The following is a 26,870-nucleotide window of genomic DNA, read 5'->3' on the forward strand; positions in this document are numbered from 1 at the left end:
GTAAGCGCTTCGACTTCAAGTGTCCGATCGAGGTTATGGACGAGGTGATGCAGGAAGCTATGGCTATGCGGCATGATGCTCCAGCTTCAATTCAATAACCGTGTTGCACTCAGCTCCTGTAACCGCCCATGACCTCGACTGGGATTGTTAGAAACTCCCCACCATGGGATGCGCTCACCACGGCAAAAAGAATCAAATATCTTAACGTGCTTTATGGTGAGCTAAAAAAATCAGAAGCTACTGATACAGAGTCTGAATACAACAAGCTCGCCGGGCAATTCTACGGCTTCTTAAGAGAGGCCTGGGAAAGACTAGTAGAAGAAAAATTGCTAAACAAAGTGGTAGAGAGATTTGGCCGAGGAGTACAAACGCAACGCCTAAATAAACTGAAAGATATTTGCGACGAAGATTTGGACAAGGTAAGCAATGCGATGGCTAAGTGCAGCGGATTATTTAAGGGGCATGACTGTGCACCAGGTGTATATGAATCAATGCCAGCAGCAAATGAAATACTCGAAGATATCAATCTCATTAAAGATTTTGAGCAGGAGTTAACCAATATCAGAAAGAGAAATTAGTATAACTTTTTAAACCTCACAAAAAAGCCGCCCCTAAAGGGCGGCTTTTTCATTCACTACAAACCGATGCTTACAACTTCGGCCCAGCAGCCTTGATCGCGTCGCTCACTTCGAACTTCTTGAAGTTCTCGATGAACAGACCGGCCAGTGCTTTTGCGGCTTCGTCGTATGCAGCCTTGTCAGCCCAGGTGTTGCGTGGGTTGAGCAGGTTGGTTTCAACGCCCGGTACGGCCAGTGGCACGTCGAGGTTGATGGTGTCCAGGTGTTCGGTTTCGGTGCCGATCAGGGCGCCGCTCTGGATCGCTGCGATCACCGCGCGGGTGGTCGGGATGTTGAAGCGTTTGCCCACGCCGTAGCCACCGCCAGTCCAGCCGGTGTTGACCAGGTAAACCTTGGAGCCGAAGCCGCGGATGCGCTTGATCAGCAGCTCTGCGTATTCGCCGGCCGGGCGCGGGAAGAACGGTGCGCCGAAGCAGGTGGAGAAGGTCGACTTGATGCCGCTGCCCGAACCCATTTCAGTCGAGCCCACCAGTGCGGTGTAACCAGACAGGAAGTGGTAGGCCGCTTGTTCTTCGTTGAGGATCGACACTGGTGGCAGGACGCCGGTCAGGTCGCAGGTCAGGAAGATCACAGCGTTCGGCTCGCCACCGAGGTTGTGCTCGGAACGCTTGGCAACGTGTTCCAGCGGGTACGCAGCGCGGCTGTTCTGGGTCAGGCTGACATCGGCATAGTCAGCGTGCTTGGCATCGTCGATGACGACGTTTTCCAGCACAGCGCCGTGCTTGATGGCTTTCCAGATGACCGGCTCGTTCTTCTCGGACAAGTCGATGCACTTGGCGTAGCAGCCGCCTTCGATGTTGAAGACAACGCCTTCGCCCCAGCCGTGTTCGTCGTCACCGATCAGGTAACGGCTTTCGTCAGCCGACAGGGTGGTCTTGCCGGTGCCGGACAGACCGAAGAACAGGGTCACGTCGCCTTCTTCGCCGATGTTGGCAGCGCAGTGCATTGGCAGCACGTCAGCGGCCGGCAGCAGGAAGTTCTGCACGGAGAACATGGCTTTCTTCATCTCGCCGGCGTAACGCATGCCAGCGATCAGCACTTTTTTCTGTGCGAAGTTGATGATCACGCAACCGTCGGAGTTGGTGCCGTCACGCTCAGGCACGCACTCGAAATTGGCGACGTTGAGCACTTGCCACTCATCACGGCCAGCCGGATTGTACTGGGCCGGGTTGATGAACAGGCAACGACCGAACAGATTCTGCCAGGCAGTCTGGGTAGTCATTTTCACGGCCAGGTAGTGATCTTCAGCTGCGCCTACATGCACGTGGGAAACGAAGTGCTCTTGCGCGTTGTTGAAGGCTTCTACGCGAGCCCACAAGGCATCGAACTTGTCGGCCGGGAACTTGCGGTTGATCGGGCCCCAGGCGATAGCGGCCTGAGTGGAAGGCTCTTCAACGATGAAACGGTCGACTGGCGAACGGCCGGTGCGATGACCGGTGCGAACAACCAGAGCGCCGGTATCGGCAAGCTCGCCTTCACCGCGGTTCAGGGCTTCTTTTACCAGATCATCAACACTCAGATCGGTGTACACGGCGTTATTGGCTTGCGTCATGAGGTTCCCCGTCGGCCAGTGGCCGAGTGTGCTCCAAACGTTTTGTAGTAGAAAGTCGTGCACTACTACCGCGAAAAAAGTGGGCCGGATTATGCCAGAAAAGCCCAAAAATAGTAGGGCCCTCCCGTCGTAACGGCGTAATTCCGTCGTTGAGCAGTGAATTTACCTGCGCTGAACCGTTTTAGTGCCGGGTATCTGACGGCGTGTCGACGCCCGCACCTGCGAACAATTGAGCGATATCGGCCGCATCAAACAGGTAGCGCTCGTTGCAGAACTGGCAATCGATCTCGACTGTACCGCCCTGCTCGGCCACCAGTGCCTGCGCATCTTCCAGACCCAGACTGACCAGCGCATTGCCCGAGCGTTCACGCGAGCAGCTGCAGTGGAATCGCAGATTTTGCACATCGAACAGGCGCACTTGCTCTTCATGATAAAGGCGATGCAGCACGGTTTCGTTGTCCAGGCTCAACAGTTCATCGGCGCTCAGGGTGCTGGCCAACGCGGTGATGTGCTGCCAGCTGGCGGCGCGATCTTCTTCGTCTTTCAGGCGATCGGCCGGCAGTTGTTGCAACAACATGCCACGGGCACGACGACCGTCGGCGAACAGCTTGAAGCGGGTACCCACCTGCTGCGACATGACGAAATAGTTGGTGAAGCAATCGGACAGGGTTTCGCCATCGAGGTCGACGATGCCCTGATAGCGCTGGCCAACGGTCGGGTCGACGGTCAGGGCCAGGACGCCGTTGGGCATCAAGTCGCTGAGGGTCGCATCCGCCGAGACCTGATCGGCGTGATAACGCGCCAGACCACGAATCTCACGGTCGCTGGAGCACTCGATCATCAACATCGGGATCGGGCCTTCGGAACGCGCCTGCAGAATCAGCAAACCGTCGAACTTCAGGGTGCCCACCAGCAACGAGGCCGCCGCCATCAATTCGCCCAGCAGTTGCGCAACCGGCTCCGGGTACGGGTGCTTGGCGAGGACTTCGGCGTAGCTGCGCTCGAGCGCTACCAGTTCGCCGCGAGTATCGCTGTCATCGAAGATGAAGCGTTGGGTGTAATCGGTATCCGGGAGATCGGTCATAGGTTTGGGTATCTGAATTGATGACAAATTGGTTACAAAATATGAAAATGCCGCGCTTCTTTGCACCTGTTTGGTGCGATCGTTCAGCCACGGGAGGCATTTTATGAACAATCCGGGTTTGTTCCAATCAAGGTGGAACCTCGGCCGGCTGGTTCTGTGCAACGTCGTGCCATTAGCGTTGCTGGCTTTCTGGTTATGGCCTACGGGCAACATGCTGTGTGTGATTTTCGACGAGTGGCTGTTTCGCTCGCTCAATGCACCGCTGGCCAGCAACCCGATATGGCTCCACATCTGGGCAATTGCAAGTCTGCGCCCTTTCGACATCGTCGTCGGACTGATTCTGCTGATGCTGTTGATCAAGGGCGACTGGGTGTTCAAGGCGATTGACGTGCGTCGCGCGTTTTTCGGTTTTTTCTCGATCCTGCTGTTGATGGTGGTGATTCGCGCACTGTTTTCCAAGTTCGCCGACCACATGGGCTGGCAGCACAGCAGTCCGTCGATGGTGCTGGAAGGCGCGGTGCACCTCAGCGACTACTTCCCGCATCTGGAAAAGGCCTGGGAGCTGAAGGATCGCTCGGGCCAGAGCTTCCCCGGTGACCATGCGTCGGTGTTGCTGATCTGGGCCCTGTTCATGGGTGTGTTCAGCCGTACGGTCGGACAGTTCGTGACGATCTGGAGCCTGACGCTGCTGTTCATGCTGCCGCGACTGGTGGCTGGCGCGCATTGGGGTCAGGACGATTACATCGGCGGGATGTTGCTGGCGGTGTGGGCATTGGGCTGGGGTTACTACACGCCGTTTGCCTATCACGCGGCGAATTTCTGGTTGAAGGTGACGGCGCCGATTTTCAATCTGCTGGGCAAGTTGCCGCTGGTTTCGCGGATGAGCGTTGTGCGTAGCGCCTGATACCGCGTCACCCCCGGCGAGTGCTGCGCACTCGAATCGCCAGCAGGCTGGCTCCCACAGTCGGATTGCATTTCAAACTGTGGGAGCCAGCCTGCGGGCGATGAGGTCGGCACAGACAACACTGAAACATCAGCCTTAGTCGTCGTTACTGTTCCCACGAAATTTAAACAGATCCCGCCGCTGCTTCTTGCTCGGTTTGCCGTCGGTGCTCATGCCCAACGCGCCAGCTTTGCGCATTGCTGCGGCCGCTTCGCGCTTGGCAATACTCGCGTCGGTTTCCGCGTACAAAGCCTGCGCCTCGGGGGCCCCACGACGCACGATCGACAAGGCTTCGACCCTCACGATGCGCACCTCGAAGCCGGTACGTATCTCAAACTCATCGCCGACGCGTGGCTCTTTGCCGGGCTTGCAGCGTTCGCCTCGACAATGCACCTTGCCACTCTCGATGGCGGCTTTGGCCAAGGCACGGGTTTTATAAAAGCGCGCCGCCCACAACCATTTATCGAGACGGACCTTGTCGTCCTCTTCCTGTTTTTGTGCCATATGAATTCCTCGCTCAGCCAGTAGTCGGAACTGTACTACCGTTTCTGTCGGGCGCAAGAACTCGGCCCTCCAGATAGACTGTGATCTTGACCGTTTCAGCGGCAAGGAGTGATCGAGTGACTAAATTTCCGTCTTCATTGACTTCGCCCAAGACGGGTTGCCAGGGATGCCAGCAAAGCGAGCCGCTGGACTTCGATTTTGCCTTCGCCTACCAACCTATCGTCGATCTGCGCGACCAGTCGGTTTTTGCTCATGAAGCGCTGGTCCGCGGTGTAGCCGGCGAAGGGGCATTGACGGTGTTAGATCAGGTTACAGAAGAAAACCGCTACCGTTTCGACCAGCTCTGCCGGATGCGCGCCATCGAAGGCGCGGCCAATCTTAATATGCAGACACACTTGTCGATCAACTTCATGCCCAACGCTGTCTATCGTCCAGAGTTATGTATTCGCAGCACCCTGGAGGCGGCAAAAAAACACAATTTCCCGGTCGACCGGCTGATTTTTGAAACACTGGAAAGCCAGCACGTAGATAACTATCGCCATTTGACCAATATTCTGCGTGAATACCGCGAATTCGGCTTCAAGACCGCCATCGACGATTTCGGTGCCGGTTATTCGGGGCTCAATCTGCTGGCTGATTTCCAACCGGACCTGATCAAACTCGACATGGCGTTGATCCGCGATGTCGATCAAGACCGTGTCCGTCAGGCAATCGTGCGGGGGATTGTCACAATCTGTGCGGAATTGGACGTTACAGTCATTGCCGAAGGCATCGAGAGCGCCGGAGAACGGGATTTCCTGGCGGACTGTGGAATATTTCTGATGCAGGGATACTGGTTCGCCAAACCTGCGTTCAAAGCGTTGGCTCAGATATCACCTGACGCCTGGGCGCGTTAATCGTTGGTTTTTTATATTGAAGACATTTGACCATTTGACCGTTGTCGGTCTGCGCGAGTGGGTGGCGCTCCCGGATTTGGGAGTTGCGGGCCTGCGCGCAAAAATCGACACCGGTGCCAGTACCTCCAGCCTGCATGCCACCGACATCGAACCGTTCGAACGTGACGGCGAGAAATGGGTGCGTTTTACCGCGCACCTGGGCACGGTGGTGCAGTTGCGTCACCGGCGTTGCGAAGCACCACTGGTGACACGCAAAACCATCAAGAGCTCCAACGGCCATGCCCAGGAGCGCTACGTGATCAGCACCACCCTCGCTCTGGGTGATCGGGTCTGGCCAATCGAGTTCACCCTGGCCTGCCGCAAGTCCATGCGCTATCGCCTGTTACTTGGCTCCAAAGCCCTGATTGATGGCCAACTGGTGGTCAATCCGGGCATCAAATATGTACAAGACAAGCCGGTGTTCCCGGTATCTACCTCCTCCACAGGTGTTGCATGAAGATCGCTGTGCTGTCGCGGAACCCGCGTCTGTATTCCACCCGTCGTCTGGTTGAGGCCGGCACTGAACGCGGGCATGAAATGGTAGTGATCGACACCTTGCGCGCCTACATGAACATCGCCAGCCACAAGCCGCAGATCCACTATCGCGGCAAACCGCTGGAAGGCTTCGACGCGGTGATACCGCGGATCGGCGCGTCGGTGACGTTCTATGGCTGCGCGGTGTTGCGCCAGTTCGAAATGATGGGCGTGTTCCCCCTCAATGAGTCGGTGGCCATTGCCCGTTCGCGGGACAAATTGCGCTCGCTGCAACTGCTGTCGCGCCGTGGCATTGGTTTGCCGGTGACCGGGTTTGCTCACTCGCCGGACGATATTCCCGACCTGATCGACATGGTCAACGGTGCGCCACTGGTGATCAAAGTGCTGGAAGGCACCCAGGGCATCGGCGTGGTGTTGTGCGAAACCGCGACCGCCGCCGAGTCGGTGATCGAGGCGTTCATGGGCCTGAAGCAGAACATCATGGTTCAGGAATACATCAAGGAGGCTGGCGGTGCAGACATCCGCTGCTTCGTGGTCGGCGACAAGGTAATCGCGGCAATGAAGCGTCAGGCCAAACCGGGTGAATTCCGCTCAAACCTGCATCGCGGCGGCAGCGCCAGCCTGATCAAGATCACCCCGGAAGAACGCATGACGGCGCTGCGTGCGGCCAAGGTCATGGGTCTGTCGGTGGCGGGCGTGGATATTCTGCGCTCCAATCACGGGCCACTGGTGATGGAAGTGAATTCGTCGCCGGGGCTGGAGGGGATCGAGACCACCACCGGGAAGAACGTGGCGGGAATCATCATTGAGCATCTTGAGAAGAATGGCGGGCCGAATATGACCCGCACCAAAGGCAAAGGCTAAAGCCAGCTTCAAGCGGCAAGCCCCAAGCGACAAGTAAAGTCGCTCTTGCTTGCCGCTTGCCGCTTGCCGCTTGAAACTTGCAGCTGCTTCTATACCGCATCCCGCGGCAGCATCAACCCCAACGGCAACCTTACTCGCGCCTCCAGCCCACCCCCGGACCGGTTACGCAGTTCAACATTGCCGCCATGCATCGAAGCAATCCGCTTCACGATCGCCAAGCCCAACCCCGTACCCTTGCCGCCGCGCGCACGGTCGCCACGGGTGAACGGGTTGAAAATCGCCTCAAGCTCCGACGGATCAATCCCCGCACCACGGTCCATCACACTCAGCACCACATACGGCGCACTGGTGTCGCCGGACACATAAGCCGCCACTTCAACGCCGCTGCCTGCATGGTTCAGGGCGTTGCCGATCAGGTTGTTGAGCAGACGTTTCATCGATACCCGACGCAACGGGAACGGCTGGATCGGCTCCAGACGCAGACGAACTTTCTCTTCAGTCTGGTTGTACGGCGCCGCCACTTCACGCACCAGATCGCTGAGGTCGACCTCCTCCACCGACTCGTCACGACCATCGCGAATGAACGCGAGGAACTGGTCGAGAATCGCGTCCATGTCTTCGATGTCGCGCACCATGTCGTCGGTCAGGTCGTTGTGGTCGCCCATCAACTCCAGCGACAGACGCAAGCGCGTCAACGGCGTACGCAAGTCATGGGAGACGCCGGCCAGCATCAGCTCACGCTCACGTCCGGCCTGTTCGACGTCTTCGGCCATCTGATTGAAGGCGCGATAGACCTCGGTCATCTCGCTCGGCGTGTCGCTGATCGGCAGACGCACGCTTCGACCCTGGCCGAGTTGCCGGGCGGCGTATACCAAACGCTTCAAGGGTTGGTTGAGCTGGCTGACAAAAATCCACGCCGAGGCCGTCGACAGCAAACCGATCGCGAGGAACCAGCCCAGCACGTTCCAGATTTTCTGGCCACGCAACGGATGCGGATACAACGGCACTTTCAGCCAGCCATCGCCCAGGCTCGGGGCGCGAACCCACAGGGCCGGCGGCGAATGCATGCGTAATCGCACTTCGGTGTCGGCGCCGAGTTCTGCCTGCATCTGTCGTTGATAGATCTCGCTGTACGGCCAGTGCTGTTCGCCTTCCGGCACACCGGCACCCACCACCCGGATCAGGGTCGCGGCATCGGCGATCTTCGCGCGATTTTCTTCGTCAGCGGCCCAATAGGCGCGCAGCGTCAGGGCGACGCCGTGGCTGTATTGACGATCCACCAGCACGTCCTCGTTCATCAACAGATAAACCAGGGTCAGCGCCTTGGAAAACAGGACGACGATGAGCACCAGCCAGAGGGTGCGGGAGAAAAAACTTTGGGGGAACCAGACGGGCGTCTTCATCAATAACCGCTACACACTTGCAGGAGCGAGCAATGCTCGCATATTGCGGATTGCGAGTCTGTGGGAATGGTCGTTTGACCAACCCCCAGCAGACCCGCTCCTACAAATCGCCGATCACTTGGTGGCGGCGCCATCCGGTACGAACACGTAGCCAACGCCCCAGACAGTCTGAATGTAGCGCGGTTTCGACGGATCAGGCTCGATCATCCGGCGCAGACGGGAGATCTGCACGTCGATGGAACGCTCCAGGGCATCCCACTCGCGGCCACGGGCCAGGTTCATGAGCTTGTCGCGGGTCAGCGGCTGACGCGCGTTCATCACCAAGGCCTTGAGTACCGCAAACTCACCGGTAGTGAGCATGTGCACTTCGTCGCCACGTTTCAGTTCGCGAGTGGCCAGCGACAACACGTAATCACCGAAGGTGACATTTTCGTCTTCGCTGCCCGGCGCACCCGGCACTGGTGCGGCCTGGCGACGCAACACCGCTTTGACCCGGGCCATCAGCTCGTCCGGGTTGAACGGCTTGGCCAGGTAATCGTCAGCGCCCAGTTCCAGGCCCTTGATGCGGCTCATCTCATCGCCCTTGGCGGTGAGCATGATGATCGGAATCTGGTTGTTCGCGGCCCGCAGGCGGCGGCATGCGGTCAGACCGTCTTCGCCGGGCAGCATCAAGTCGAGGACGACCAGATTGAATACTTCACGCGCCAGCAGACGGTCCATCTGCTCGGTATTCGGTACGGTACGGGCACGGTAGCCCTTGCTGACGAAGAAACGTTCCAGCAGGCTGCTCAGCCCCGGATCGTCATCAACGATAAGAATTTTTTCGCCTTCAGCAGTTTGTGCAGTGCTGCTCATTGGATGCTCCTTTTAGCTCGGCGCGCATTATGGCGTAGCTGCCGTTATACGCACCGTGTGCATTGTTAGCAGATTTTTCCTTCACTGCCAGAAAACCGGGGTTTAAGCCTACAGACTGTGACGCCCCCGAATGACAGAACGCTGGTTATAATGCGCGGCGTTTTGTGCCAGGCAACGTCTGAATCGTTACCGCAAGTGGCCGTCTTTTTTCCCGGCCAGCGCAGTAATAGTTCGATTTCACGGGTCAATGGGCTGCCTTTTGACCCAGGCAGCGGCAATCTTCAAGCCGCTCAACCAGACTCCGGGCCTTTATTTCCGTGCCTGCGAGCCTGCTTTCACAATATGTCAGGTGGTTTTATGGACAGCATCAACAGCCGCATCGCCGAGGAACTCGGCGTACGCCCACAACAGGTCGAAGCGGCCGTCGCGCTACTCGATGAAGGCTCTACCGTACCCTTCATTGCCCGCTACCGGAAAGAAGTCACCGGCAGCCTCGATGACACCCAGTTGCGTCATCTGGAAGAGCGTCTGCGCTACCTGCGAGAACTCGACGAACGGCGCATCAGCATCCTGGCCAGTATCGAGGAGCAAGGCAAACTCACTCCTGCTCTTGAGCGCGATATCAAACTCGCCGACACCAAGACCCGCCTCGAAGACTTGTACCTGCCGTACAAGCAGAAGCGCCGCACCAAGGGCCAGATAGCCCTGGAAGCCGGCCTCGGCGACCTGGCCGACGGCCTGTTCAACGACCCGAACCTTACACCGGAAACCGAAGCCGCACGCTTCGTCGATGCCGAAAAAGGCGTGGCCGACGTGAAGGCTGCGCTGGAAGGCGCCAAGTACATCCTGATGGAGCGTTTCGCCGAAGACGCCAGCCTGCTGGAAAAACTGCGTACCTATCTCAAGCAGGAAGCCATCCTCAGTGCCCGCGTCATCGCCGGCAAAGAAGAGGAAGGCGCCAAGTTCCGCGACTACTTCGAACACGACGAACCGCTGAAAAGCATGCCGTCGCACCGCGCATTGGCAATTTTCCGTGGCCGCAACGAAGGCATTCTCAGCTCTGCGCTGAAAGTCGGCGACGAACTGCCAGGCACCATGCACCCGTGCGAAGGCATGATCGGCCAGCAATTCAATATCCAGAACCAGAACCGTCCGGCCGACAAATGGCTCGGTGAAGTGGTGCGCTGGACCTGGAAGGTCAAGCTCTACACCCACCTCGAAACCGACCTGCTGGGCGAGCTGCGCGACGGCGCCGAAACCGAGGCGATCAACGTTTTCGCCCACAACCTGCATGACCTGTTGCTGGCCGCACCGGCCGGCCCACGCGCAACCCTGGGCCTCGACCCGGGCCTGCGTACCGGTTGCAAGGTTGCCGTGGTCGATTCGACCGGCAAGATGCTCGATCACGCCACGGTTTACCCGCACGTGCCGCACAACAAGTGGGATCAGACCATCGCCATTCTTGCCGCCCTGTGCGCCAAGCACTCGGTTGACCTGATCGCCATCGGCAACGGCACCGCCAGCCGCGAAACCGACAAACTGGCCATCGAACTGATCAAAAAATATCCGGCGATGAAGATGACCAAGGTCATGGTTTCGGAGGCCGGTGCATCGGTGTACTCGGCGTCGGAACTGGCAGCCAAGGAATTCCCCGATCTGGACGTGTCGATCCGTGGCGCGGTGTCCATCGCTCGCCGTCTGCAGGATCCGCTGGCAGAGCTGGTGAAGATCGATCCGAAATCCATCGGCGTTGGCCAGTACCAGCACGACGTCTCGCAGCTGAAACTGGCGCGCGGTCTGGATGCCGTGGTCGAGGACTGCGTGAACGCCGTAGGCGTTGATGTGAACACTGCTTCGGTGGCGCTGCTGGCGCGGATCTCCGGCCTCAACGCCACGCTGGCGCAGAATATCGTTGCTCACCGAGACGAACACGGCGCGTTCAAGACCCGTGCGGCGCTGAAGAAAGTCGCACGTCTGGGCGAAAAAACCTTCGAACAGGCTGCCGGTTTCTTGCGTGTGATGAACGGCGACAACCCGCTGGATTCCTCGGCCGTTCACCCGGAAGCCTATCCGCTGGTGCAACGCATTGCGGCTGAAACCGACCGCGACATCCGCTCGCTGATCGGCGACGCCAGTTTCCTCAAGCGTCTGGATCCGAAGAAATTCACCGACGAGACCTTCGGTCTGCCGACGGTGACCGACATCCTCCAGGAACTGGAAAAACCCGGCCGCGACCCGCGTCCGGAGTTCAAGACTGCCGAGTTCCAGGAAGGCGTAGAAGACCTCAAGGACCTGCAACTGGGGATGATCCTTGAAGGTGTCGTCACCAACGTGACCGCGTTCGGCGCATTCGTCGACATCGGCGTGCATCAGGATGGTCTCGTGCACATCTCGGCGCTGTCGGAGAAGTTCATCAAGGACCCACGCGAAGCGGTGAAGGCCGGTGATGTGGTGAAAGTGAAGGTCATGGAAGTCGACATCCCGCGCAAACGCGTCGGCCTGTCGATGCGCATGGGCGACACCCCGGGCGAGAAAATCGACGGTGCCCGCGGCTCGCGTCCGGGCTCGGCGCAGCGTCAGCCGTCGAACAACGCGCCGCGCAAGGAAACCGCGACCGCAGCGCCAGTAAACAATGCAATGGCCTCGCTGTTCGCCAACGCCAAACAGCTGAAGAAACGCTGATGGAAATTCCGGCCGGGCTCGTCGAGAGCGCGTTTTTCAAGCTGTTGGGCTGTCGCCTGCACAGCCTGGAAACCGGGGTGGCGCAAGTCGCCCTGGGGCTGGAACCCGAACTGCGCAACCGCGGCGGCAAGTTGCACGGTGGCGCGCTGTTCAGTCTGGTCGATATCGCCATGGGGCTGGCCTGTTCCAGCACCCACGGCTTTGATCAGCAGAGCGCGACCATCGAGTGCAAGATCAACTATATCCGCGCCGTCTCGGACGGCGAGGTGCTGTGCACGGCCCGGGTGATTCACCCGGGCCGGCGCACGCTGGTGGTCGAGGCCGAGGTGATGCAGGGCGACAAACTGGTCGCAAAAGCGCAAGGCACGTTCGCTGTCCTGTAGATGTTGATCATCATTTTGAGTTAATTTCGGCGCAATGAATCCTGTGGGAGCGAGCCTGCTCGCGAAGCCGGTGTGTCAGTCGGCGATGATGTCGGCTGGAAAACCTTCTTCGCGAGCAGGCTCGCTCCCACAGGGATTGTGCAGTTCTTGACCGACCGGCAAATGGCCTGCCGCAAAAAACCAGGCGAAAACGCCAGTTTCAACTTCACCCTTGTAGACCGTCCTGCCCACCCCCATATTGGGGCGACTGACGCGTGAAGGAATCCAAATTGAGCGAACTTCTCAACCGCCGCCTGGCTCTGCTCGGCGAGCGCGCCAACCTCTCTCTGCTCGAACAGTGCCTCCACGGTATCGAACGTGAATGCCTGCGCGTGACCAGCGAAGGTCGACTGGCGCAAACGCCGCACCCGGAAGCCTTGGGTTCCGCGCTGACCAATGAAAAAATCACCACCGACTATTCCGAGTCGTTGCTGGAATTCATCACGCCCGCCCTGCCCGACCCGGCAGACACCCTGGCGAGTCTGGACAAGATTCATCGCTTTGCCTACAGCAAACTCGGCAACGAGTACCTGTGGAGTCCATCGATGCCGTGCCCGTTGCCGGCCGAGGAAGACATCCCGATTGCCTATTACGGCACCTCCAACATCGGTCAGCTCAAGTACGTCTATCGCAAAGGCCTGGCCCTGCGTTACGGCAAGACCATGCAGTGCATCGCCGGGATTCACTACAACTTCTCCCTGCCGGAAAAACTCTGGCCGCTGCTCAAGGCAGCGGAAGGTTTTGTCGGTACCGACCGGGATTTCCAGTCAGTCTCCTACATTGCGCTGATCCGCAATTTCCGTCGCTACAGCTGGCTGCTGATGTACCTTTTCGGTGCGTCGCCGGCGCTGGATGCCGGTTTCCTGCGCGGTCGTTCGCATCAGCTGGAACAACTGGACCCGGACACGCTGTACCTGCCGTACGCGACCAGCCTGCGCATGAGCGACCTTGGTTATCAGAGCAACGCCCAGGCCGGCCTGACGCCGTGCTACAACGATCTGGCGAGCTACACCGACAGCCTGCGCAAAGCCGTTGCTACGCCTTACGCGCCGTACGTTGAGGTCGGCACGCATCAGGATGGCGAATGGGTGCAACTGAACACCAACATCCTGCAAATCGAAAACGAGTACTACTCCAACATCCGCCCGAAACGCGTGACCTACACCGGCGAGCGGCCGATCCAGGCGCTGGTCGCCCGTGGCATTCAGTACGTCGAAGTGCGCTGCCTGGACATCAACCCGTTTCTGCCGATGGGCATCGACCTCACCGAGTCGCGCTTCCTCGACGCCTTCCTGCTGTATTGCGCGCTGAACGACAGCCCGCTGCTGACCAACACCTCGTGCAGCAATGCCACCTCGAACTTCCTCAGCGTGGTCAAGGAAGGTCGCCGTCCGGGCCTGCAATTGCAGCGTGACGGCCAGCCGGTCGACATGAAGTCCTGGGCAGCCGAATTGCTGGAACAGATTGCTCCGCTGGCGGCGCTGCTGGATCAGAGCCATGGCTTTGATGCGCACAGCACCGCGCTGGATGCGCAACTGGCCAAGGTCCGCGATCCGTCCCTGACGCCGTCGGCACAGGTGCTGGCCGCGATGGCCGAACACAAGGAAAGCTTCGCGCAGTTCTCTCTGCGCCAGAGTCAGGCACATGCCGAGTTCTTCCGCAGCGAGCCGTTGGCGGCTGATGAGCAAGCGAAGTTTGAGGAACTGGCGCGAACTTCGCTGGCGGCGCAGGCTGAGCTGGAGCAGAACGAGGTGGGCGATTTCGACGTGTTTGTCGGGTCGTACCAGGCGAGTATTCTGGCGATCAGTAACTAAGCGTTGTCGATAAAAAAGATCGCAGCCTTCGGCAGCTCCAACAGGGTGTACGCCTGTCCCATGTAGGAGCTGCCGGAGGCTGCGATCTTTTGATCCTTAGATTTTTCCGCTCATAAGCTCATTCGAAAAAGTTATTTATTTCTCGATTCTTAGATCATTTAGTCTCCTTTCACGCCGACACTCGGTCGCCTGATATGGAGCTTTTCAATGAAACTGAATTTCCCGCTTCGCCTGCTGGCCGTGGCCTCTTTGGCTGCCGCGAGTTTTCTGGCTCAGGCCACCGACCTCACCGTCGCCTACCAAACCACTGTTGACCCGGCGAAAGTCGCTCAGGCCGACGGCGCCTACGAGAAAGCCACCAAAGCCGATATCAGCTGGCGCAAGTTCGACAATGGCGCCGACATCATCGCCGCCATCGCTTCCGGCGACGTGCAGATTGGCTACCTCGGTTCGAGCCCGCTGACCGCAGCGATCACCCGCAAAGTCCCGGTAGAAACTTTCCTCATCGCCACCCAGATCGGCGCCGCGGAAGCGCTGGTCGCCCGCGACGGTTCCGGGATCAAGACGCCACAGGATCTGATCGGCAAGAAAATTGCCGTGCCGTTCGTGTCCACGGGTCACTACAGCCTGCTCGCCGCGCTGAAGCACTGGAACATCGATCCTTCCAAAGTCACCGTCCTCAACCTCGCCCCACCAGCGATTATCGCGGCGTGGAAACGCGGTGATATCGACGCCACCTACGTTTGGGACCCGGCCCTCGGTGTGGCCAAGGAAAACGGCAAAGTGCTGATCACTTCCGGTGAGCTGGCCAAGTTCGGCGCGCCGACTTTCGATGCGTGGATCGTGCGCAAGGACTTCGCCGAGAAACACCCGGAAATCGTCACCGCGTTCGCCAAGGTCACCCTCGACTCCTATGCCGATTACCGCAAGGACCCGAAAGCCTGGCTCGCCGATCAATCCAACGTCGACAAACTGGTGAAGCTCTCCGGCGCCAAGGCCAGCGACATTCCATTGCTGCTGCAAGGCAACGTCTACCCACTGGCGGCGGATCAGGTCAGCGACCTCGGGGCGCCGACCACCAAAGCCATTACCGACACCGCCGCGTTCCTCAAGGAACAAGGCAAGGTCGAAGCCGTTCTGCCGGACTACGCGCCGTACGTCAGCGCCAAATACATCACCAACTGATCGGGAGTTAACCGCAATGGCCTTGCTACAGCTGGAGCGCATCAGCGCACAGTACCCGGGCAGCCCGGAACCGGTGCTGGCGGATATTTCTCTGACCCTGGGGCCGCAGCAATTGCTGGTCGCCCTCGGCCCGTCCGGCAGTGGCAAGACTTCGCTGTTGAACCTGATTGCCGGTTTCGTTGAACCGAGCGCCGGGCGCATCACCCTCGACGGCGTGCCCGTCAAAGGCCCGAGCGCTGAACGCGGCGTGGTGTTCCAGGACGACGCATTGCTGCCTTGGCAGGACGTGTTGTCCAACGTCGCATTCGGTCTTGAACTGGCCGGCCTCGCCAAAGACAAACGCGAAAAAATCGCCCGCGAAATGCTCGCGCTGGTCGATCTATCCGGTTTTGAAAACCGCCGTATCTGGCAACTTTCCGGTGGGCAAAAGCAACGCGTCGGCCTCGCCCGTGCCCTCGCTGCCGACCCGCGCGTTCTGCTGATGGACGAACCCTTCGGCGCCCTCGACGCCTTTACTCGCGAACAGATGCAGGAGCTGTTGCTGCAAGTCTGGCAGCGCACGGCCAAGCCGGTGTTCCTGATTACCCACGACATCGAAGAAGCGGTGTTCCTCGCCACTGACCTGATTCTGCTGGCGCCGAATCCGGGGCAGATCGTTGAGCGTTTGCACCTGGATTTCGGTCAGCGCTACGCCGCGGGTGAATCGGCACGGGCGATCAAATCCGACCCGCGTTTTATCGAAACCCGCGAGCACGTGCTGAGCAAAGTGTTCTCGCAACGTAGCGCCGTTCAACGGCAGGAGCGCGCATGAGCAGTTACGACGTTTCCGCTGCGGCAGTAAAAACCCCTTCGGTCGTAATTCCAGTGCGCCGCAGCCTCAGCACTCGCTGGATCAGCCTCCTGACGTTGTTCGCTTTGTTGGCAGTCTGGTGGGCAGTAACCGCCACTGGCTTGATCGAACCACTGTTTCTGCCGCCACCGTCTGCCGTTCTGCAAAAAGGCTGGTTGCTGGCGACCAGCGGCTACATGGATTCGACGCTGTGGCAGCACCTCGGCGCGAGCCTGAGCCGCATAGGCCTGGGCCTCGGTTTCGCGATTCTGACCGCCGTGCCAGTGGGTATCGCCATCGGTGCCAACCGCATCGCCCGTGGCGTGCTTGATCCGCTGATCGAGTTCTACCGGCCGATTCCGCCACTGGCTTATCTGCCGCTGATCGTGATCTGGTGCGGCATCGGCGAGTTGTCGAAAGTGCTGCTGATCTACCTGGCGATTTTCGCGCCGATCGCTATCGCCACAGCTACCGGCGTGCGCACCGTAGACCCGGCGAAATTGCGTGCCGCGCAATCGCTCGGCGCCACTCGCGCGCAATTGATTCGCCACGTGATTCTGCCCAGCGCCCTGCCGGACATTCTTACCGGTGTGCGCATTGGTCTGGGGGTCGGTTGGTCGACGCTGGTCGCCGCCGAACTGATCGCCGCCACCAGCGGTTTGGGCTTCATGGTGCAATCGGCCGCGCAGTTTCTGGTGACTGATGTGGTGGTGCTGGGGATTTTGGTCATCGCCCTGATCGCCTTCGCCATGGAGATGGGCCTGCGCGCCCTGCAACGCAAACTGGTGCCGTGGCACGGCCAGGCCCACTGAATAATTGCTATGTAAAGAACCCTGTGGGAGCGAGCCTGCTCGCGAATGCTGACTTTCTGTCGACATTTTTGCTGCCTGACACTCCGCTTTCGCGAGCAGGCTCGCTCCCACAAAAGCTAAATCCCGAATTCTAGAGAACCACCATGAGCAGCCTGCACATCACCCCGTTAAGCTCGGCCCTCGGCGCACAGATCAGCGGCGTCGATATCAGCCAGCCGTTGAGCCTGGAACACCGCGACGACATCGAGCAGGCGCTGCTCAAGTTTCAAGTGCTGTTCTTCCGCAACCAGCCGATCGAGCCGCCGCAACAGGCGCGTTTCGCCGCGTATTTTGGCGACCTGCACATTCACCCGATCTACCCGAACGTGCCGGAACAACCGGAAGTGCTGATCCTCGACACCGCCGTTACCGACGTGCGCGACAACGCGATCTGGCACACCGACGTGACCTTCCTGCCGACGCCGGCGATGGGCGCGGTACTCAGCGCCAAGCTGCTGCCGGAGTTTGGTGGCGACACGTTATGGGCCAGCGGGATTGCGGCGTATGAGGCGCTGTCGGCGCCCATGAAAACCCTGCTCGAAGGGCTGACTGCGACTCACGATTTCACCCGTTCGTTTCCGCTGGAGCGCTATGGCAACACGCCCGAAGCGCTGGCGCAGTGGGAAGAGGCGCGGCGCAAGAATCCACCTCTGTCGCACCCGGTGATTCGCACGCATCCGGTCAGCGGGCGGCGCTCGCTGTTCGTCAACGAAGGCTTTACGTCGAAGATCAATGAGCTGTCGGAAACCGAAAGCGAGGCGATTCTGAAGTTTCTGTTTGCCCATGCAACGCGGCCGGAGTTCACCATTCGCTGGCGTTGGCAGCAGGACGACATTGCGTTCTGGGACAACCGCGTGACGCAGCATTACGCGGTGGATGATTACCGCCCGGCGCGGCGGGTGATGCAGCGGGCTACGGTGTTGGGGGATGTGCCGTTCTTCAGATAAGACTCGATTTCCTCGTTGTCTGAACTTGCCCGCGAAAGCATCAGAGCAGGCGCCGAATAATTCGGCGCCAGTCACTTATTCCGCCGTCGACGGCTTCTCCCAAAGATTGATCCCGCCCTCCTGGGCAAACCGGTCAATCTCCGCCAACTCTTCAGCACTGAAGCTCAGATTCTTCAACGCCCCGACGTTCTCGATAATCTGCTCCGGTCGGCTCGCGCCGATCAGTGCCGAGGTCACTCGCGGATCACGCAGGGTCCACGCCAGCGCCAGTTGCGCCAGGCTCTGGCCGCGACGCTTGGCGATCTCATTCAACGCACGCACATGCGCGATGTTCGCCTCGGACAAGTGCGAAGCCTGCAACGAACCACCACCCGGACGATTGACCCGCGCATCTTCCGGCACGCCGTTAAGGTATTTGTCGGTCAGCAGACCTTGCGCCAATGGCGTGAAAGCGATGACGCCCGTGCCGAGTTCTTCGGTGGTGTCGAGCAGGTCTTTTTCCACCCAGCGATTGAGCAGGTTGTAGGCCGGTTGATGAATCAGCAGCGGCACTTTCCACTCTTTGAGCAGCGCGGCCATCTCACGGGTCTTCACGCCCGAATACGACGAGATGCCGATGTACAACGCCTTGCCCTGCTGAACCGCAGTGGCGAGGGCGCTGGCGGTTTCTTCCAGCGGGGTGTCCGGGTCGAAGCGGTGCGAGTAGAAGATATCCACATAGTCCAGACCGAGGCGTTGCAGGCTCTGATCGAGGCTGGCCAGCACGTATTTGCGCGAACCGCCGCCCTGGCCGTACGGGCCTGGCCACATGTCCCAACCGGCCTTGCTGGAGATGATCAGCTCATCGCGATACTGCTTGAAGTCTTCGCGCAGCAGGCGACCGAAATTGATTTCGGCACTGCCATACGGCGGGCCGTAGTTGTTGGCCAGGTCGAAGTGGTTGATCCCCAGGTCGAACGCGGTGCGCAGCAAGGCGCGCTGGGTGTCGATCGGCGTGCTGTCGCCAAAGTTGTGCCACAGGCCCAGTGACAGCGCCGGCAGTACCAGACCGCTGCGGCCGACGCGGCGGTAAGGGATGGAGTCGTAGCGATTTTCGGCAGCGGTGTAAGTCATCGAATCCTCTCTTGTTTGTCTTGAAACAGGTGTCGACTGCTTGGCGAGCAAGCTCGCTCCCACAGGATCTCAGTCAGGCCGATAGTTCGCGCAAAGCTGCGCCAGCCAGAAACTCCGGGTGGGAACTGTAGCGCTGATCAACCCGGACCGTCTGGTCAATACGCTCCAGCGCAGTGGTCGTCAGACGAGTCAACGGACGAATGCAGAATAGTGGGTCTGGTTTGACTATGCTCCAACAAGTAGTACCGAGGAGGCGATCTTTCGGGCAATGCACATCCACAGGCAGGCACACCCATGCACACCGCCATCATCATTTTCTTCGGCCTGGTCCTTCTGGCCCTGATGCTCTACATCGGCGAGCGTATCGGCTTCAGCCGGCAGACATTGGCCTACGGCTTCGCCGCGCTGTGGCTGGCGTTGACGGTGATTAATGGCGCGGTGGGGGTGGTGCATGCCGGCCAGTCCGTGGGAGCGGAGCTGGGGATCGGCAGTGTGGTGTTCGGCGTGCCGGTGGCGGCGATGGTGTTGTTCATGGCGCTGAGCGCCGAGTCCTGAACAGACCCGGCGCCCAGCTCATGATCAACGCACCAGGTGCAGGAACTGCATGTGGCGTTCGTACTGGTCGAGGATGTCGTTGATGATCTGTTCCTTGGTGTAACCCACCAGATCGTAATCCTGACTGCCCTCGCTCAGGTGCACTTCAGCGCGGTAGTAACGGCGATTGTTGAGCTGTTTGGAGCCCATGCCGCCACGTGCGAACGACGGCGTGAAGTAGCCGCGCATCTGCACCTGATAGATGAACGGATGCTGCTCGCCATGGCCGATTTCCAGGCTGACGTTGTCGTGCGCAGGATCGGGCTGAGTGACCACATTCAAGCCCTTCTCGACGAACACCGCCGTCACTTCTTCGATCGCCGGGCGCACCGTGCTGTCCATGAAACGGTACACCTCATCACGCGACGGGAAGTGCACAGCCTGGCTCAGGCGTTGTCGCCAGCCACCCGTGCCGCGCCGCGAACCGGACACCGGCGCCAGCGAATGCAGTTGCGCGATCTGCTTCTGCGATTCGAGATAGAACGCCTTGTGCAGGCCCCACATCATCAGCAACAGAATCAACGAGAACGGCAACGAGGTCAGCACCACCGCTGACTTGAGTGCATCGATGCTGCCGGAGAACAGCAGCGCACTGGTGATCAACGCTGTCATCGCGCCCCAGAACACCCGCAGCCATTTAGGCCCGTCTTCGTCAGGGTTGCCGCCCTTGGCGGACAGGGTCGAGAGCACCACCGTGCCGGAGTCAGCAGAGGTGACGAAGAATACGAAGCTGATAAACACCGTCACGGCGATGACAGTTTTGCTCCACGGGTAGGTTTCCAGCAGCAGGTAGAGGGTCATCGACGGATTCTCGATCGCCGACATGCCCATCGCCGACATTCCGTGATTGAGCACCTGATCGATGGCGCTGTTGCCGAAGATCGACATCCACGCCAAGGTGAAACCGAGCGGAATCAACAGCACGCCGAAAACGAATTCACGGATGGTGCGACCACGGGAAATCCGCGCAATGAACAGGCCCACGAACGGCGACCATGCAATCCACCAGGCCCAGTAGAACACTGTCCAGCCGCCGAGCCAGTCGCTCGGTTTGTCATAGGCGTAGAGGTCGAAACTCTTCATCGGCAAAGCGCCGAGGTAGTCGCCGATGTTCTGGATCAAGGTGTTGAGCAGGTGCTGAGTCGGGCCGGCGAACAGCACGAACAGCAGCAGCGCACAGGCCAGCAGCATGTTGATGTCGGACATCACCCGCACGCCTTTATCGACCCCGGCCACGGCGACGAGGATCGCCGCGCCCATCATCAGCGTGATCAGGCCGACCTGAATCCACTGTGTGTGGGCAATGCCGAACAGGTAGTCGAGACCCGAGTTGAGGTGCAGCACACCGAAGCCCATGTCGGCGCCGAGACCGAACACCGTGGCGATGATGCCGAAGCCATCCACCGCGTAACCAATCGGGCCGTTGATGCGTTTGCCGATCAGTGGATACAGCGCCGAGCGCAGGGCCAGCGGCAGGTTATGCCGATAGGCGAAGTACGCCAGGGCCATGCCGACGAAGGCGAAAACGCCCCAGCCATGCAGGCCCCAGTGCAGAAACAGCACCTGCATGGCCTGACGCGCCGCATCCGCGGTGCCGGCCTCGCCTTGCGGCGGCTGCAGCATGTGAGTCAACGGCTCTGAAACGCAGAAAAAGAACAGCGTAATGCTGATCCCGGCGGCGAACAGCATGCCGGCCCAGGACAGATAACTGAACTCGGGTTCGTCGTGGTCGGCACCGAGTTTTATCTTGCCGTAGCCGGATAACGCGGTGACCACCACGAAGACCAGATACAGCGTCATCGCGAGCATGTAATACCAGCCGACCGTGTTGGCCGCCCAGTTTTGTGCTTCAAGCAGCCAGGCACCGGCCTGTTGCGGCATGGCGATGACAACGAGACCAAACAGCAGAATAAACGTCGCGGCGAAATAGAACACCGGCGGATTCATCCGCACCAGACCGCTGGCGGGGGTAGACGATGCACTCATGAAACGTGCACCTCTAGGGGTTGAAACGTGGCTGAAATGATCGGACTCAGCAAAGGCAAGCCTCCTGTTGTGAGCGGGCAGCGAACCACCGGTTTAACTTGAATGAACGTTCAAGTTAAACATGGATAGGGCGCTAAGGACTAATCGCACGGCTAAGCGGTAGCTTTCCTACGCTAGCTCAAGGAGGGGTATGACGTTGGTTTTGGGCGAATCGTTCACTGAACAATTGGCGGAAGGCCATTATCTCGATACAACCTTAAAACATTCGCGAGCAGGCTCGCTCCCACTTTGGAGTGCGTTCCACTGTGGCAGCGAGCCTGCTCGCGATGAGGCCCGAAGCAGCAACGCAGATTCAGAAACCTACTTCTGCGTCCCGTCATCATGCTGCAAATTGGCCTGAGTCAAATTGCACCCGGCCGGCACACTGCGGGTCAGCCACACATTGCCGCCAATGGTCGAGCCCTTGCCAATGGTGATCCGTCCAAGAATCGTCGCCCCGGCATAAATCACCACGTCATCTTCAACAATCGGATGCCGTGGATGGCCCTTCTGCAACTGCCCGTCTTCATCTGCCGGGAAGCGTTTGGCGCCCAAAGTCACTGCCTGATAAATCCGCACCCGCTCACCAATAATCGCGGTCTCGCCGATCACCACACCCGTGCCGTGGTCGATGAAAAAACTGCGGCCGATCTGCGCGCCCGGGTGGATATCGATGCCCGTCGCCGAGTGAGCGATTTCCGCGCTGATCCGCGCCAGCAACGGCAACCCGGCGCGATACAAATGGTGCGCCAGACGATGGTGAATCACCGCCAGAATCCCCGGGTAGCACAGCAGCACTTCATCAACGCTGCGCGCTGCCGGATCGCCGTGATAGGCCGCCAGCACGTCGGTGTCGAGCAGCGTGCGCAACCCCGGCAAGGCAACGGCGAAATCCTGGACGATCTGGATCGCCCGAGCATCAACTTCGGTGTCGACCTGCGCGCTGTGCCGGGCAACATAACGCAGCTCAAGTCGCGTCTGCGCCAGCAAGGCATTCAACGCGACGTCGAGGGTGTGCCCCACATAAAAATCTTCACTTTCTTCGCGCAGATCGACCGGCCCCAGGCGCATCGGGAACAACGCACCACATAAAGCCTCGAGAATCTCCGCCATCGCCGCCCGCGACGGCAACTCGCGGCCACCCTGCTCGCCGGTGGCCCGGCCATTCTGTGCGCGCCACTGATCCCGCGCGGTGCGCAGTTGGCTGACGATGGTCTGCAATTGCCAATGGCTGGAACGCTCGCTCACGATAAAGACTCCTCACGGGCGGCCGGACTGTCTGGCCGCGTCAACGGCGACCACTTTACGGCATGCTTGCGAGGGCGAATTAAGAACCGATAGTGCTGGCCTCAGTCCATTTGGCTATAAGCGATTCGCGGTTGCCCCTGCAAAATCGACTGCCTATAGTCCTTTCATCTTTCTCCGCCAGTACGGACTCATGATTAAACAACAGCTGGACCGTTTTAACCGTCTCGACCTGCTCGGCCAACCAACCCCACTGGAAAAACTTGAGCGCCTCTCTGCCTGGCTCGGCCGCGACGTTTACATCAAACGCGATGATCTGACGCCGCTGGCCATGGGTGGCAACAAATTACGCAAACTCGAATACCTCGCCGCCGATGCGCTCGCGCAGGGCGCCGACACGCTGATCACCGCCGGCGCACTGCAATCGAACCATGTTCGCCAGACCGCAGCGCTGGCCGCCAAACTGGGCCTGAGTTGTGTCGCGCTGCTGGAAAATCCGTTGGGCACTGACGACAGCAATTACACCGGCAACGGCAATCGACTGCTGCTGGATCTGTTCGACACCAAAGTCGAGCTGGTCGAAAACCTCGACAACGCCGACGAACAACTGGCCGCCCTCGCCGCGCGCCTGCGCAGCAACGGCAAGAAGCCGTATCTGGTGCCGATCGGTGGCTCGAATGCGCTCGGTGCGCTGGGTTATGTGCGTGCAGGCCTGGAACTGGCCGAGCAGATCAAAGACACCGGCCTCGACTTTGCTGCCGTGGTGTTGGCTTCGGGCAGCGCCGGCACGCACAGCGGTCTGGCGCTGGCCCTGAGCGAAGCGTTGCCCGAATTGCCGGTGATCGGCGTAACCGTTTCGCGTAGCGAAGAAGACCAGCGCCCGAAGGTGCAGGGTCTGGCCGAACGCACGGCGGAGCTGCTCGGTGTAGCGCTGCCGGCAAGCTTCAAAGTCGAATTGTGGGACGAATACTTCGGCCCGCGCTACGGCGAACCGAATGCCGGGACACTGGCGGCGGTAAAGTTGTTAGCCAGTCAGGAAGGCCTGTTACTCGACCCGGTGTATACCGGCAAGGCCATGGCGGGTTTGCTCGATGGCATTGGCCGTTCGCGCTTCGATCAAGGTCCGATTATTTTTCTGCACACCGGTGGGGCCCCGGCGTTGTTCGCCTATAAGGATTTTCTGTAGCCGACAGATCAAAAGATCGCAGCCTTCGGCAGCTCCTGAGAGGAGAAAGGCTGCGATTTTTTCGAATTCGCCATATATTCTAAAAATGAATATCAAATTAAATAATTAGTATTTTCAAGTCTAAGACAGAAGCCATATAGTCTCGCCGCAGGCGAATTTCGCGAGAGACGCATAAGCTGCTTTAAGGCAGGATAGCGCTGTCGTTCAAATCACCCATTTGCCTACATTCCTTAAGCGTCTTCCATAAGAAAACACAGGGGCTTGTCATGAATTTTTCCGCACTACGTCGCAATCTGCTGGTTGGTTCGCTGGGCCTGGCGCTGAGCGCCGGTCTGATCGGCCAGGCAGTGGCCGGTGAGCAGTTGCAACAGATCAAGGACAAAGGCGTTATCAACGTCGGCCTGGAAGGCACTTACCCACCGTTCAGCTTCGTCGATGCCGACGGCAAACTCTCCGGTTTCGAAGTCGAGCTCTCCGAAGCCCTGGCGCAAAAACTCGGTGTCAAAGCCAAGATCCAGCCAACCAAATGGGATGGCATCCTCGCTGCGCTGGAATCCAAGCGCCTGGACGTCGTGGTCAATCAGGTGACCATCTCCGAGGAGCGCAAGAAGAAGTACGACTTCTCCGAACCGTACACCGTCTCCGGTATCCAGGCGTTGGTGCTGAAGAACAAGGAATCCGCACTGAACATCAAGACCGCCGCTGACCTGGCCGGCAAGAAAGTCGGTGTAGGTCTGGGCACCAACTACGAGCAGTGGGTCCGCGCCAACGTGCCGGGTGCAGACGTGCGTACCTACGATGATGATCCGACCAAGTTCGCCGACCTGAACAATGGCCGCACTGACGCTATCCTGATCGACCGTCTGGCCGCCCTTGAGTACGCCAAAAAAGCTCCGAAAACTGTCGCTGCCGGTGAAGCCTTTTCCCGTCAGGAGTCCGGCATTGCCTTGCGCAAAAACGAGCCGGAACTGCTGGCCGCCCTGAACAAGGCCCTCGACGAACTGCGTGCAGACGGCACCCTGAAGAAGCTGTCGGAAAAATACTTCAACGCAGACGTCACTAAATAATGGAAGAAGCTTTCCAACTCGCACTTGATTCCGCGCCCTTCCTGCTCAAGGGCGCGTATTACACGGTTGTCCTCAGCCTCGGCGGGATGTTCTTCGGCCTGCTGCTGGGCTTTGGCCTGGCGTTGATGCGCCTGTCGCGCTTCAAGTCGGTCAGCTGGCTGGCCCGCATCTACGTGTCGTTCTTTCGCGGCACGCCGTTGCTGGTGCAGCTGTTCGTGATCTATTACGGCTTGCCGCAAATGGGCCTGGAGCTTGATCCGCTGCCAGCGGCGCTGATCGGCTTCTCGCTGAACATGGCCGCCTACGCCTGTGAAATCCTGCGCTCCGCGATCGGCTCGATCGAACGCGGCCAGTGGGAGGCCGCTGCGAGCATCGGCATGACCCGCGCGCAAACCTTGCGTCGGGCCATTCTGCCGCAAGCGATGCGCACGGCATTGCCGCCGCTGGGCAACAGCTTCATTTCACTGGTCAAGGACACGGCACTGGCCGCAACCATTCAGGTGCCGGAACTATTCCGTCAGGCGCAGCTGATTACCGCCCGGACTTTCGAAGTCTTCACCATGTATCTTGCCGCCGCGCTGATCTACTGGATTCTGGCCACGGTGCTGTCGCACTTGCAGAACAAGTTGGAAGAGCGGGTCAATCGGCACGACCAGGAGTACTGACCCCATGATTGTCGTGGAAAAACTGACAAAGCAGTTCAAGGGTCAAGTGGTGCTCAACGGCATTGACCTTGAGGTAAAGGAAGGCGAGGTCGTCGCGATCATCGGCCCTAGCGGCTCGGGCAAGACGACGTTCCTGCGCTGCCTGAATTTCCTTGAAGAACCCACCAGCGGCCGGATCAAGGTCGGCGATATCGAAATCGATACCCGCCGCCCGCTGAACCAGCAGCAAGGTCTGGTGCGCAATCTGCGCCAGCACGTGGGCTTCGTGTTCCAGAACTTCAACCTCTTCCCCCATCGCACCGCTCTGGAAAACGTCATCGAAGGGCCGATCGTGGTCAAGAAGATGCCGCGCGAACAAGCGGTTGCCCTGGGCAAGAAGCTACTGACCAAGGTCGGTCTCGCCGGCAAGGAAGACGCTTATCCGCGTCGACTTTCCGGGGGTCAGCAACAGCGCGTCGCGATTGCCCGTGCGTTGGCGATGGAGCCGGAAGTGATCCTGTTCGACGAGCCGACTTCGGCCCTCGACCCGGAACTGGTCGGCGAAGTGCTGGCGACCATCCGCGGTCTCGCTGAAGAAAAACGCACCATGGTGATCGTCACCCACGAAATGGGCTTCGCCCGTGACGTGGCCAACCGCGTGGTGTTTTTCGACAAGGGCGTGATCGTTGAACAAGGTGAAGCCAAAGCGTTGTTTGCCAACCCGAAAGAAGAACGCACTCAACAGTTTCTCAGCAAGTTCCTGAATCACGCCTGAGATTGTTTAATGCACCCTCTCAAACTTCCATGGATGGAAGTTATCTTCACCCCGCTCAATCCCCTCCCGACTATATACACAGCAGACACACTCAATGCACTACATGTATATATGTTCTGCAACAGATAAAACTCGTCTGAAACTTATCGAATGTCACTGGCGTGAGTATGAATAACTCTGCGTCAAAACGGCTAAAAAAGCCTGTGAAAGGTAGTCAG

The 26,870-nt window shown here is 59.2% G+C and carries 25 protein-coding genes and 1 pseudogene; 17 read left to right on the forward strand and 9 right to left on the reverse strand.

All coding sequences use genetic code 11. The annotated features are described in order from the left end of the window. Positions 1 to 128: 128 nt before the first annotated feature. Positions 129 to 578 carry a hypothetical protein gene (locus tag JJD74_RS17835; RefSeq protein WP_200616303.1) on the forward strand — a complete coding sequence of 150 codons (450 nt, stop codon included), beginning with the start codon at positions 129 to 131 and terminating at the stop codon, positions 576 to 578. A gap of 70 nt (positions 579 to 648) precedes the next feature. Here the strand turns inward: JJD74_RS17835 and JJD74_RS17840 are convergent, their stop codons facing one another. Beyond that, positions 649 to 2,190 carry a phosphoenolpyruvate carboxykinase gene (locus JJD74_RS17840; RefSeq protein WP_042557141.1) on the reverse strand — a complete coding sequence of 514 codons (1,542 nt, stop codon included), beginning with the start codon at positions 2,188 to 2,190 and terminating at the stop codon, positions 649 to 651. 181 nt (positions 2,191 to 2,371) lie between these two features. Then, on the reverse strand, positions 2,372 to 3,274 hold the full coding sequence (gene hslO / locus JJD74_RS17845; protein WP_047299300.1) for an Hsp33 family molecular chaperone HslO: 903 nt from the start codon (positions 3,272 to 3,274) through the stop codon (positions 2,372 to 2,374). A gap of 103 nt (positions 3,275 to 3,377) precedes the next feature. On the opposite strand from hslO, the gene JJD74_RS17850 reads away from it, so the two are divergent. Further along, positions 3,378 to 4,178, forward strand: coding sequence for a phosphatase PAP2 family protein (locus JJD74_RS17850; RefSeq protein WP_042557139.1), 801 nt, complete (start codon positions 3,378 to 3,380; stop codon positions 4,176 to 4,178). 135 nt (positions 4,179 to 4,313) lie between these two features. Here the strand turns inward: JJD74_RS17850 and JJD74_RS17855 are convergent, their stop codons facing one another. Next, on the reverse strand, positions 4,314 to 4,721 hold the full coding sequence (locus JJD74_RS17855) for an RNA-binding S4 domain-containing protein (protein ID WP_047299299.1): 408 nt from the start codon (positions 4,719 to 4,721) through the stop codon (positions 4,314 to 4,316). Positions 4,722 to 4,837: 116 nt separating this feature from the next. On the opposite strand from JJD74_RS17855, the gene rimA reads away from it, so the two are divergent. From rimA to rimK, 3 genes are read left to right on the forward strand one after another with little or no spacing between them, the layout of a single operon-like run. Further along, positions 4,838 to 5,617 (forward strand): S6 modification regulatory phosphodiesterase RimA, encoded by a 780-nt coding sequence (gene rimA / locus JJD74_RS17860; protein WP_200616308.1) that lies wholly within the window; start codon positions 4,838 to 4,840, stop codon positions 5,615 to 5,617. Positions 5,618 to 5,633: 16 nt separating this feature from the next. After that, positions 5,634 to 6,113: a retropepsin-like aspartic endopeptidase RimB gene (gene rimB, locus JJD74_RS17865; protein WP_042557136.1), complete on the forward strand. Its 480-nt coding sequence runs from the start codon at positions 5,634 to 5,636 to the stop codon at positions 6,111 to 6,113. Then, entirely contained in the window at positions 6,110 to 7,015 is a 906-nt protein-coding gene (gene rimK / locus JJD74_RS17870) for a 30S ribosomal protein S6--L-glutamate ligase (RefSeq protein WP_007952690.1), read from the forward strand. The genes rimB and rimK overlap by 4 nt, the downstream gene beginning before the upstream one ends. 89 nt (positions 7,016 to 7,104) lie before the next feature. On the opposite strand, the gene JJD74_RS17875 is transcribed toward rimK, so the two are convergent. Beyond that, the gene (locus JJD74_RS17875; protein WP_042557135.1) at positions 7,105 to 8,418 is read right to left on the reverse strand and encodes an ATP-binding protein; all 1,314 of its coding nucleotides are present in this window, start codon (positions 8,416 to 8,418) and stop codon (positions 7,105 to 7,107) included. Between the two features lie 114 nt (positions 8,419 to 8,532). Continuing rightward, positions 8,533 to 9,273 carry an osmolarity response regulator transcription factor OmpR gene (ompR, locus tag JJD74_RS17880; RefSeq protein ID WP_042557134.1) on the reverse strand — a complete coding sequence of 247 codons (741 nt, stop codon included), beginning with the start codon at positions 9,271 to 9,273 and terminating at the stop codon, positions 8,533 to 8,535. Between the two features lie 357 nt (positions 9,274 to 9,630). Between ompR and JJD74_RS17885 the strand changes: the two genes are divergently transcribed. The 7 genes from JJD74_RS17885 (at position 9,631) to tauD (ending at position 18,003) form a co-directional block, all read left to right on the forward strand. Beyond that, positions 9,631 to 11,955, forward strand: a complete 2,325-nt coding sequence (locus JJD74_RS17885; protein WP_042557133.1) for a Tex family protein — start codon at positions 9,631 to 9,633, stop codon at positions 11,953 to 11,955. Continuing rightward, the gene (locus tag JJD74_RS17890; RefSeq protein WP_115146048.1) at positions 11,955 to 12,338 is read left to right on the forward strand and encodes a PaaI family thioesterase; all 384 of its coding nucleotides are present in this window, start codon (positions 11,955 to 11,957) and stop codon (positions 12,336 to 12,338) included. Before JJD74_RS17885 ends, JJD74_RS17890 begins: the two co-directional genes overlap by 1 nt. Before the next feature lie 269 nt (positions 12,339 to 12,607). Continuing rightward, a complete protein-coding gene (gene gshA, locus JJD74_RS17895; protein WP_200616313.1) occupies positions 12,608 to 14,191 on the forward strand; it encodes a glutamate--cysteine ligase in 1,584 nt (527 codons plus the stop codon). 207 nt (positions 14,192 to 14,398) lie between these two features. Beyond that, positions 14,399 to 15,376 carry a taurine ABC transporter substrate-binding protein gene (gene tauA / locus JJD74_RS17900; RefSeq protein ID WP_200616317.1) on the forward strand — a complete coding sequence of 326 codons (978 nt, stop codon included), beginning with the start codon at positions 14,399 to 14,401 and terminating at the stop codon, positions 15,374 to 15,376. A 16-nt stretch (positions 15,377 to 15,392) separates the two neighbouring features. Continuing rightward, on the forward strand, positions 15,393 to 16,187 hold the full coding sequence (gene tauB / locus JJD74_RS17905) for a taurine ABC transporter ATP-binding subunit (RefSeq protein WP_200616321.1): 795 nt from the start codon (positions 15,393 to 15,395) through the stop codon (positions 16,185 to 16,187). Continuing rightward, a complete protein-coding gene (gene tauC / locus JJD74_RS17910; protein ID WP_042557129.1) occupies positions 16,184 to 17,017 on the forward strand; it encodes a taurine ABC transporter permease TauC in 834 nt (277 codons plus the stop codon). Before tauB ends, tauC begins: the two co-directional genes overlap by 4 nt. A 143-nt stretch (positions 17,018 to 17,160) precedes the next feature. Further along, the gene (gene tauD / locus JJD74_RS17915) at positions 17,161 to 18,003 is read left to right on the forward strand and encodes a taurine dioxygenase (protein ID WP_115146051.1); all 843 of its coding nucleotides are present in this window, start codon (positions 17,161 to 17,163) and stop codon (positions 18,001 to 18,003) included. 75 nt (positions 18,004 to 18,078) lie between these two features. Here tauD and mgrA read toward each other — a convergent pair whose 3' ends face one another. Both mgrA and JJD74_RS30855 read right to left on the reverse strand, forming a co-directional pair. Then, positions 18,079 to 19,116 carry an L-glyceraldehyde 3-phosphate reductase gene (gene mgrA, locus JJD74_RS17920; protein ID WP_042557127.1) on the reverse strand — a complete coding sequence of 346 codons (1,038 nt, stop codon included), beginning with the start codon at positions 19,114 to 19,116 and terminating at the stop codon, positions 18,079 to 18,081. 73 nt (positions 19,117 to 19,189) lie between these two features. Next, positions 19,190 to 19,291: pseudogene (locus JJD74_RS30855) on the reverse strand (type II toxin-antitoxin system HicB family antitoxin); the annotation flags it as partial. Positions 19,292 to 19,410: 119 nt separating this feature from the next. Here JJD74_RS30855 and JJD74_RS17925 point away from each other — a divergent pair. After that, positions 19,411 to 19,671, forward strand: a complete 261-nt coding sequence (locus JJD74_RS17925; protein ID WP_200616324.1) for a hypothetical protein — start codon at positions 19,411 to 19,413, stop codon at positions 19,669 to 19,671. Between the two features lie 24 nt (positions 19,672 to 19,695). Here the strand turns inward: JJD74_RS17925 and betT are convergent, their stop codons facing one another. Together betT and epsC are read right to left on the reverse strand one after the other, a co-directional pair. Beyond that, complete coding sequence (gene betT, locus JJD74_RS17930) at positions 19,696 to 21,657, reverse strand: choline transporter BetT (protein WP_164488118.1); 1,962 nt, start codon at positions 21,655 to 21,657, stop codon at positions 19,696 to 19,698. Positions 21,658 to 22,056: 399 nt separating this feature from the next. Continuing rightward, positions 22,057 to 22,983, reverse strand: coding sequence for a serine O-acetyltransferase EpsC (gene epsC, locus JJD74_RS17935; RefSeq protein WP_200616328.1), 927 nt, complete (start codon positions 22,981 to 22,983; stop codon positions 22,057 to 22,059). A gap of 190 nt (positions 22,984 to 23,173) precedes the next feature. On the opposite strand from epsC, the gene JJD74_RS17940 reads away from it, so the two are divergent. The 4 genes from JJD74_RS17940 (at position 23,174) to tcyN (ending at position 26,652) form a co-directional block, all read left to right on the forward strand. After that, entirely contained in the window at positions 23,174 to 24,166 is a 993-nt protein-coding gene (locus JJD74_RS17940) for a D-cysteine desulfhydrase (protein ID WP_047299290.1), read from the forward strand. A gap of 266 nt (positions 24,167 to 24,432) precedes the next feature. Then, a complete protein-coding gene (tcyJ, locus tag JJD74_RS17945; RefSeq protein WP_042557123.1) occupies positions 24,433 to 25,233 on the forward strand; it encodes a cystine ABC transporter substrate-binding protein in 801 nt (266 codons plus the stop codon). After that, a complete protein-coding gene (gene tcyL, locus JJD74_RS17950; RefSeq protein WP_200616332.1) occupies positions 25,233 to 25,898 on the forward strand; it encodes a cystine ABC transporter permease in 666 nt (221 codons plus the stop codon). The genes tcyJ and tcyL overlap by 1 nt, the downstream gene beginning before the upstream one ends. 4 nt (positions 25,899 to 25,902) lie before the next feature. Beyond that, positions 25,903 to 26,652: an L-cystine ABC transporter ATP-binding protein TcyN gene (tcyN, locus tag JJD74_RS17955; RefSeq protein WP_115146055.1), complete on the forward strand. Its 750-nt coding sequence runs from the start codon at positions 25,903 to 25,905 to the stop codon at positions 26,650 to 26,652. The last annotated feature ends 218 nt before the right edge of the window (positions 26,653 to 26,870 follow it).

This window comes from Pseudomonas sp. MF6776, from assembly GCF_016613125.1.
In the GTDB taxonomy this organism is placed as follows: domain Bacteria; phylum Pseudomonadota; class Gammaproteobacteria; order Pseudomonadales; family Pseudomonadaceae; genus Aquipseudomonas; species Aquipseudomonas iridis.

Bases quoted from the DNA above. Each gene is read 5' to 3' on its own strand.
- tauD (WP_115146051.1), top strand. From the start codon at position 17,161: ATGAGCAGCCTGCACATCACCCCGTTAAGCTCGGCCCTCGGCGCACAG.
- tauC (WP_042557129.1), top strand. From the start codon at position 16,184: ATGAGCAGTTACGACGTTTCCGCTGCGGCAGTAAAAACCCCTTCGGTC.
- JJD74_RS17940 (WP_047299290.1), top strand. From the start codon at position 23,174: ATGATTAAACAACAGCTGGACCGTTTTAACCGTCTCGACCTGCTCGGC.
- hslO (WP_047299300.1), bottom strand. From the start codon at position 3,274: ATGACCGATCTCCCGGATACCGATTACACCCAACGCTTCATCTTCGAT.
- JJD74_RS17840 (WP_042557141.1), bottom strand. From the start codon at position 2,190: ATGACGCAAGCCAATAACGCCGTGTACACCGATCTGAGTGTTGATGAT.
- JJD74_RS17885 (WP_042557133.1), top strand. From the start codon at position 9,631: ATGGACAGCATCAACAGCCGCATCGCCGAGGAACTCGGCGTACGCCCA.
- rimK (WP_007952690.1), top strand. From the start codon at position 6,110: ATGAAGATCGCTGTGCTGTCGCGGAACCCGCGTCTGTATTCCACCCGT.
- tauB (WP_200616321.1), top strand. From the start codon at position 15,393: ATGGCCTTGCTACAGCTGGAGCGCATCAGCGCACAGTACCCGGGCAGC.
- tauA (WP_200616317.1), top strand. From the start codon at position 14,399: ATGAAACTGAATTTCCCGCTTCGCCTGCTGGCCGTGGCCTCTTTGGCT.
- JJD74_RS17855 (WP_047299299.1), bottom strand. From the start codon at position 4,721: ATGGCACAAAAACAGGAAGAGGACGACAAGGTCCGTCTCGATAAATGG.
- tcyJ (WP_042557123.1), top strand. From the start codon at position 24,433: ATGAATTTTTCCGCACTACGTCGCAATCTGCTGGTTGGTTCGCTGGGC.
- mgrA (WP_042557127.1), bottom strand. From the start codon at position 19,116: ATGACTTACACCGCTGCCGAAAATCGCTACGACTCCATCCCTTACCGC.
- ompR (WP_042557134.1), bottom strand. From the start codon at position 9,273: ATGAGCAGCACTGCACAAACTGCTGAAGGCGAAAAAATTCTTATCGTT.
- betT (WP_164488118.1), bottom strand. From the start codon at position 21,657: ATGAATCCGCCGGTGTTCTATTTCGCCGCGACGTTTATTCTGCTGTTT.
- tcyN (WP_115146055.1), top strand. From the start codon at position 25,903: ATGATTGTCGTGGAAAAACTGACAAAGCAGTTCAAGGGTCAAGTGGTG.
- JJD74_RS17850 (WP_042557139.1), top strand. From the start codon at position 3,378: ATGAACAATCCGGGTTTGTTCCAATCAAGGTGGAACCTCGGCCGGCTG.
- JJD74_RS17835 (WP_200616303.1), top strand. From the start codon at position 129: ATGACCTCGACTGGGATTGTTAGAAACTCCCCACCATGGGATGCGCTC.
- JJD74_RS17875 (WP_042557135.1), bottom strand. From the start codon at position 8,418: ATGAAGACGCCCGTCTGGTTCCCCCAAAGTTTTTTCTCCCGCACCCTC.
- JJD74_RS17890 (WP_115146048.1), top strand. From the start codon at position 11,955: ATGGAAATTCCGGCCGGGCTCGTCGAGAGCGCGTTTTTCAAGCTGTTG.
- JJD74_RS17925 (WP_200616324.1), top strand. From the start codon at position 19,411: ATGCACACCGCCATCATCATTTTCTTCGGCCTGGTCCTTCTGGCCCTG.
- tcyL (WP_200616332.1), top strand. From the start codon at position 25,233: ATGGAAGAAGCTTTCCAACTCGCACTTGATTCCGCGCCCTTCCTGCTC.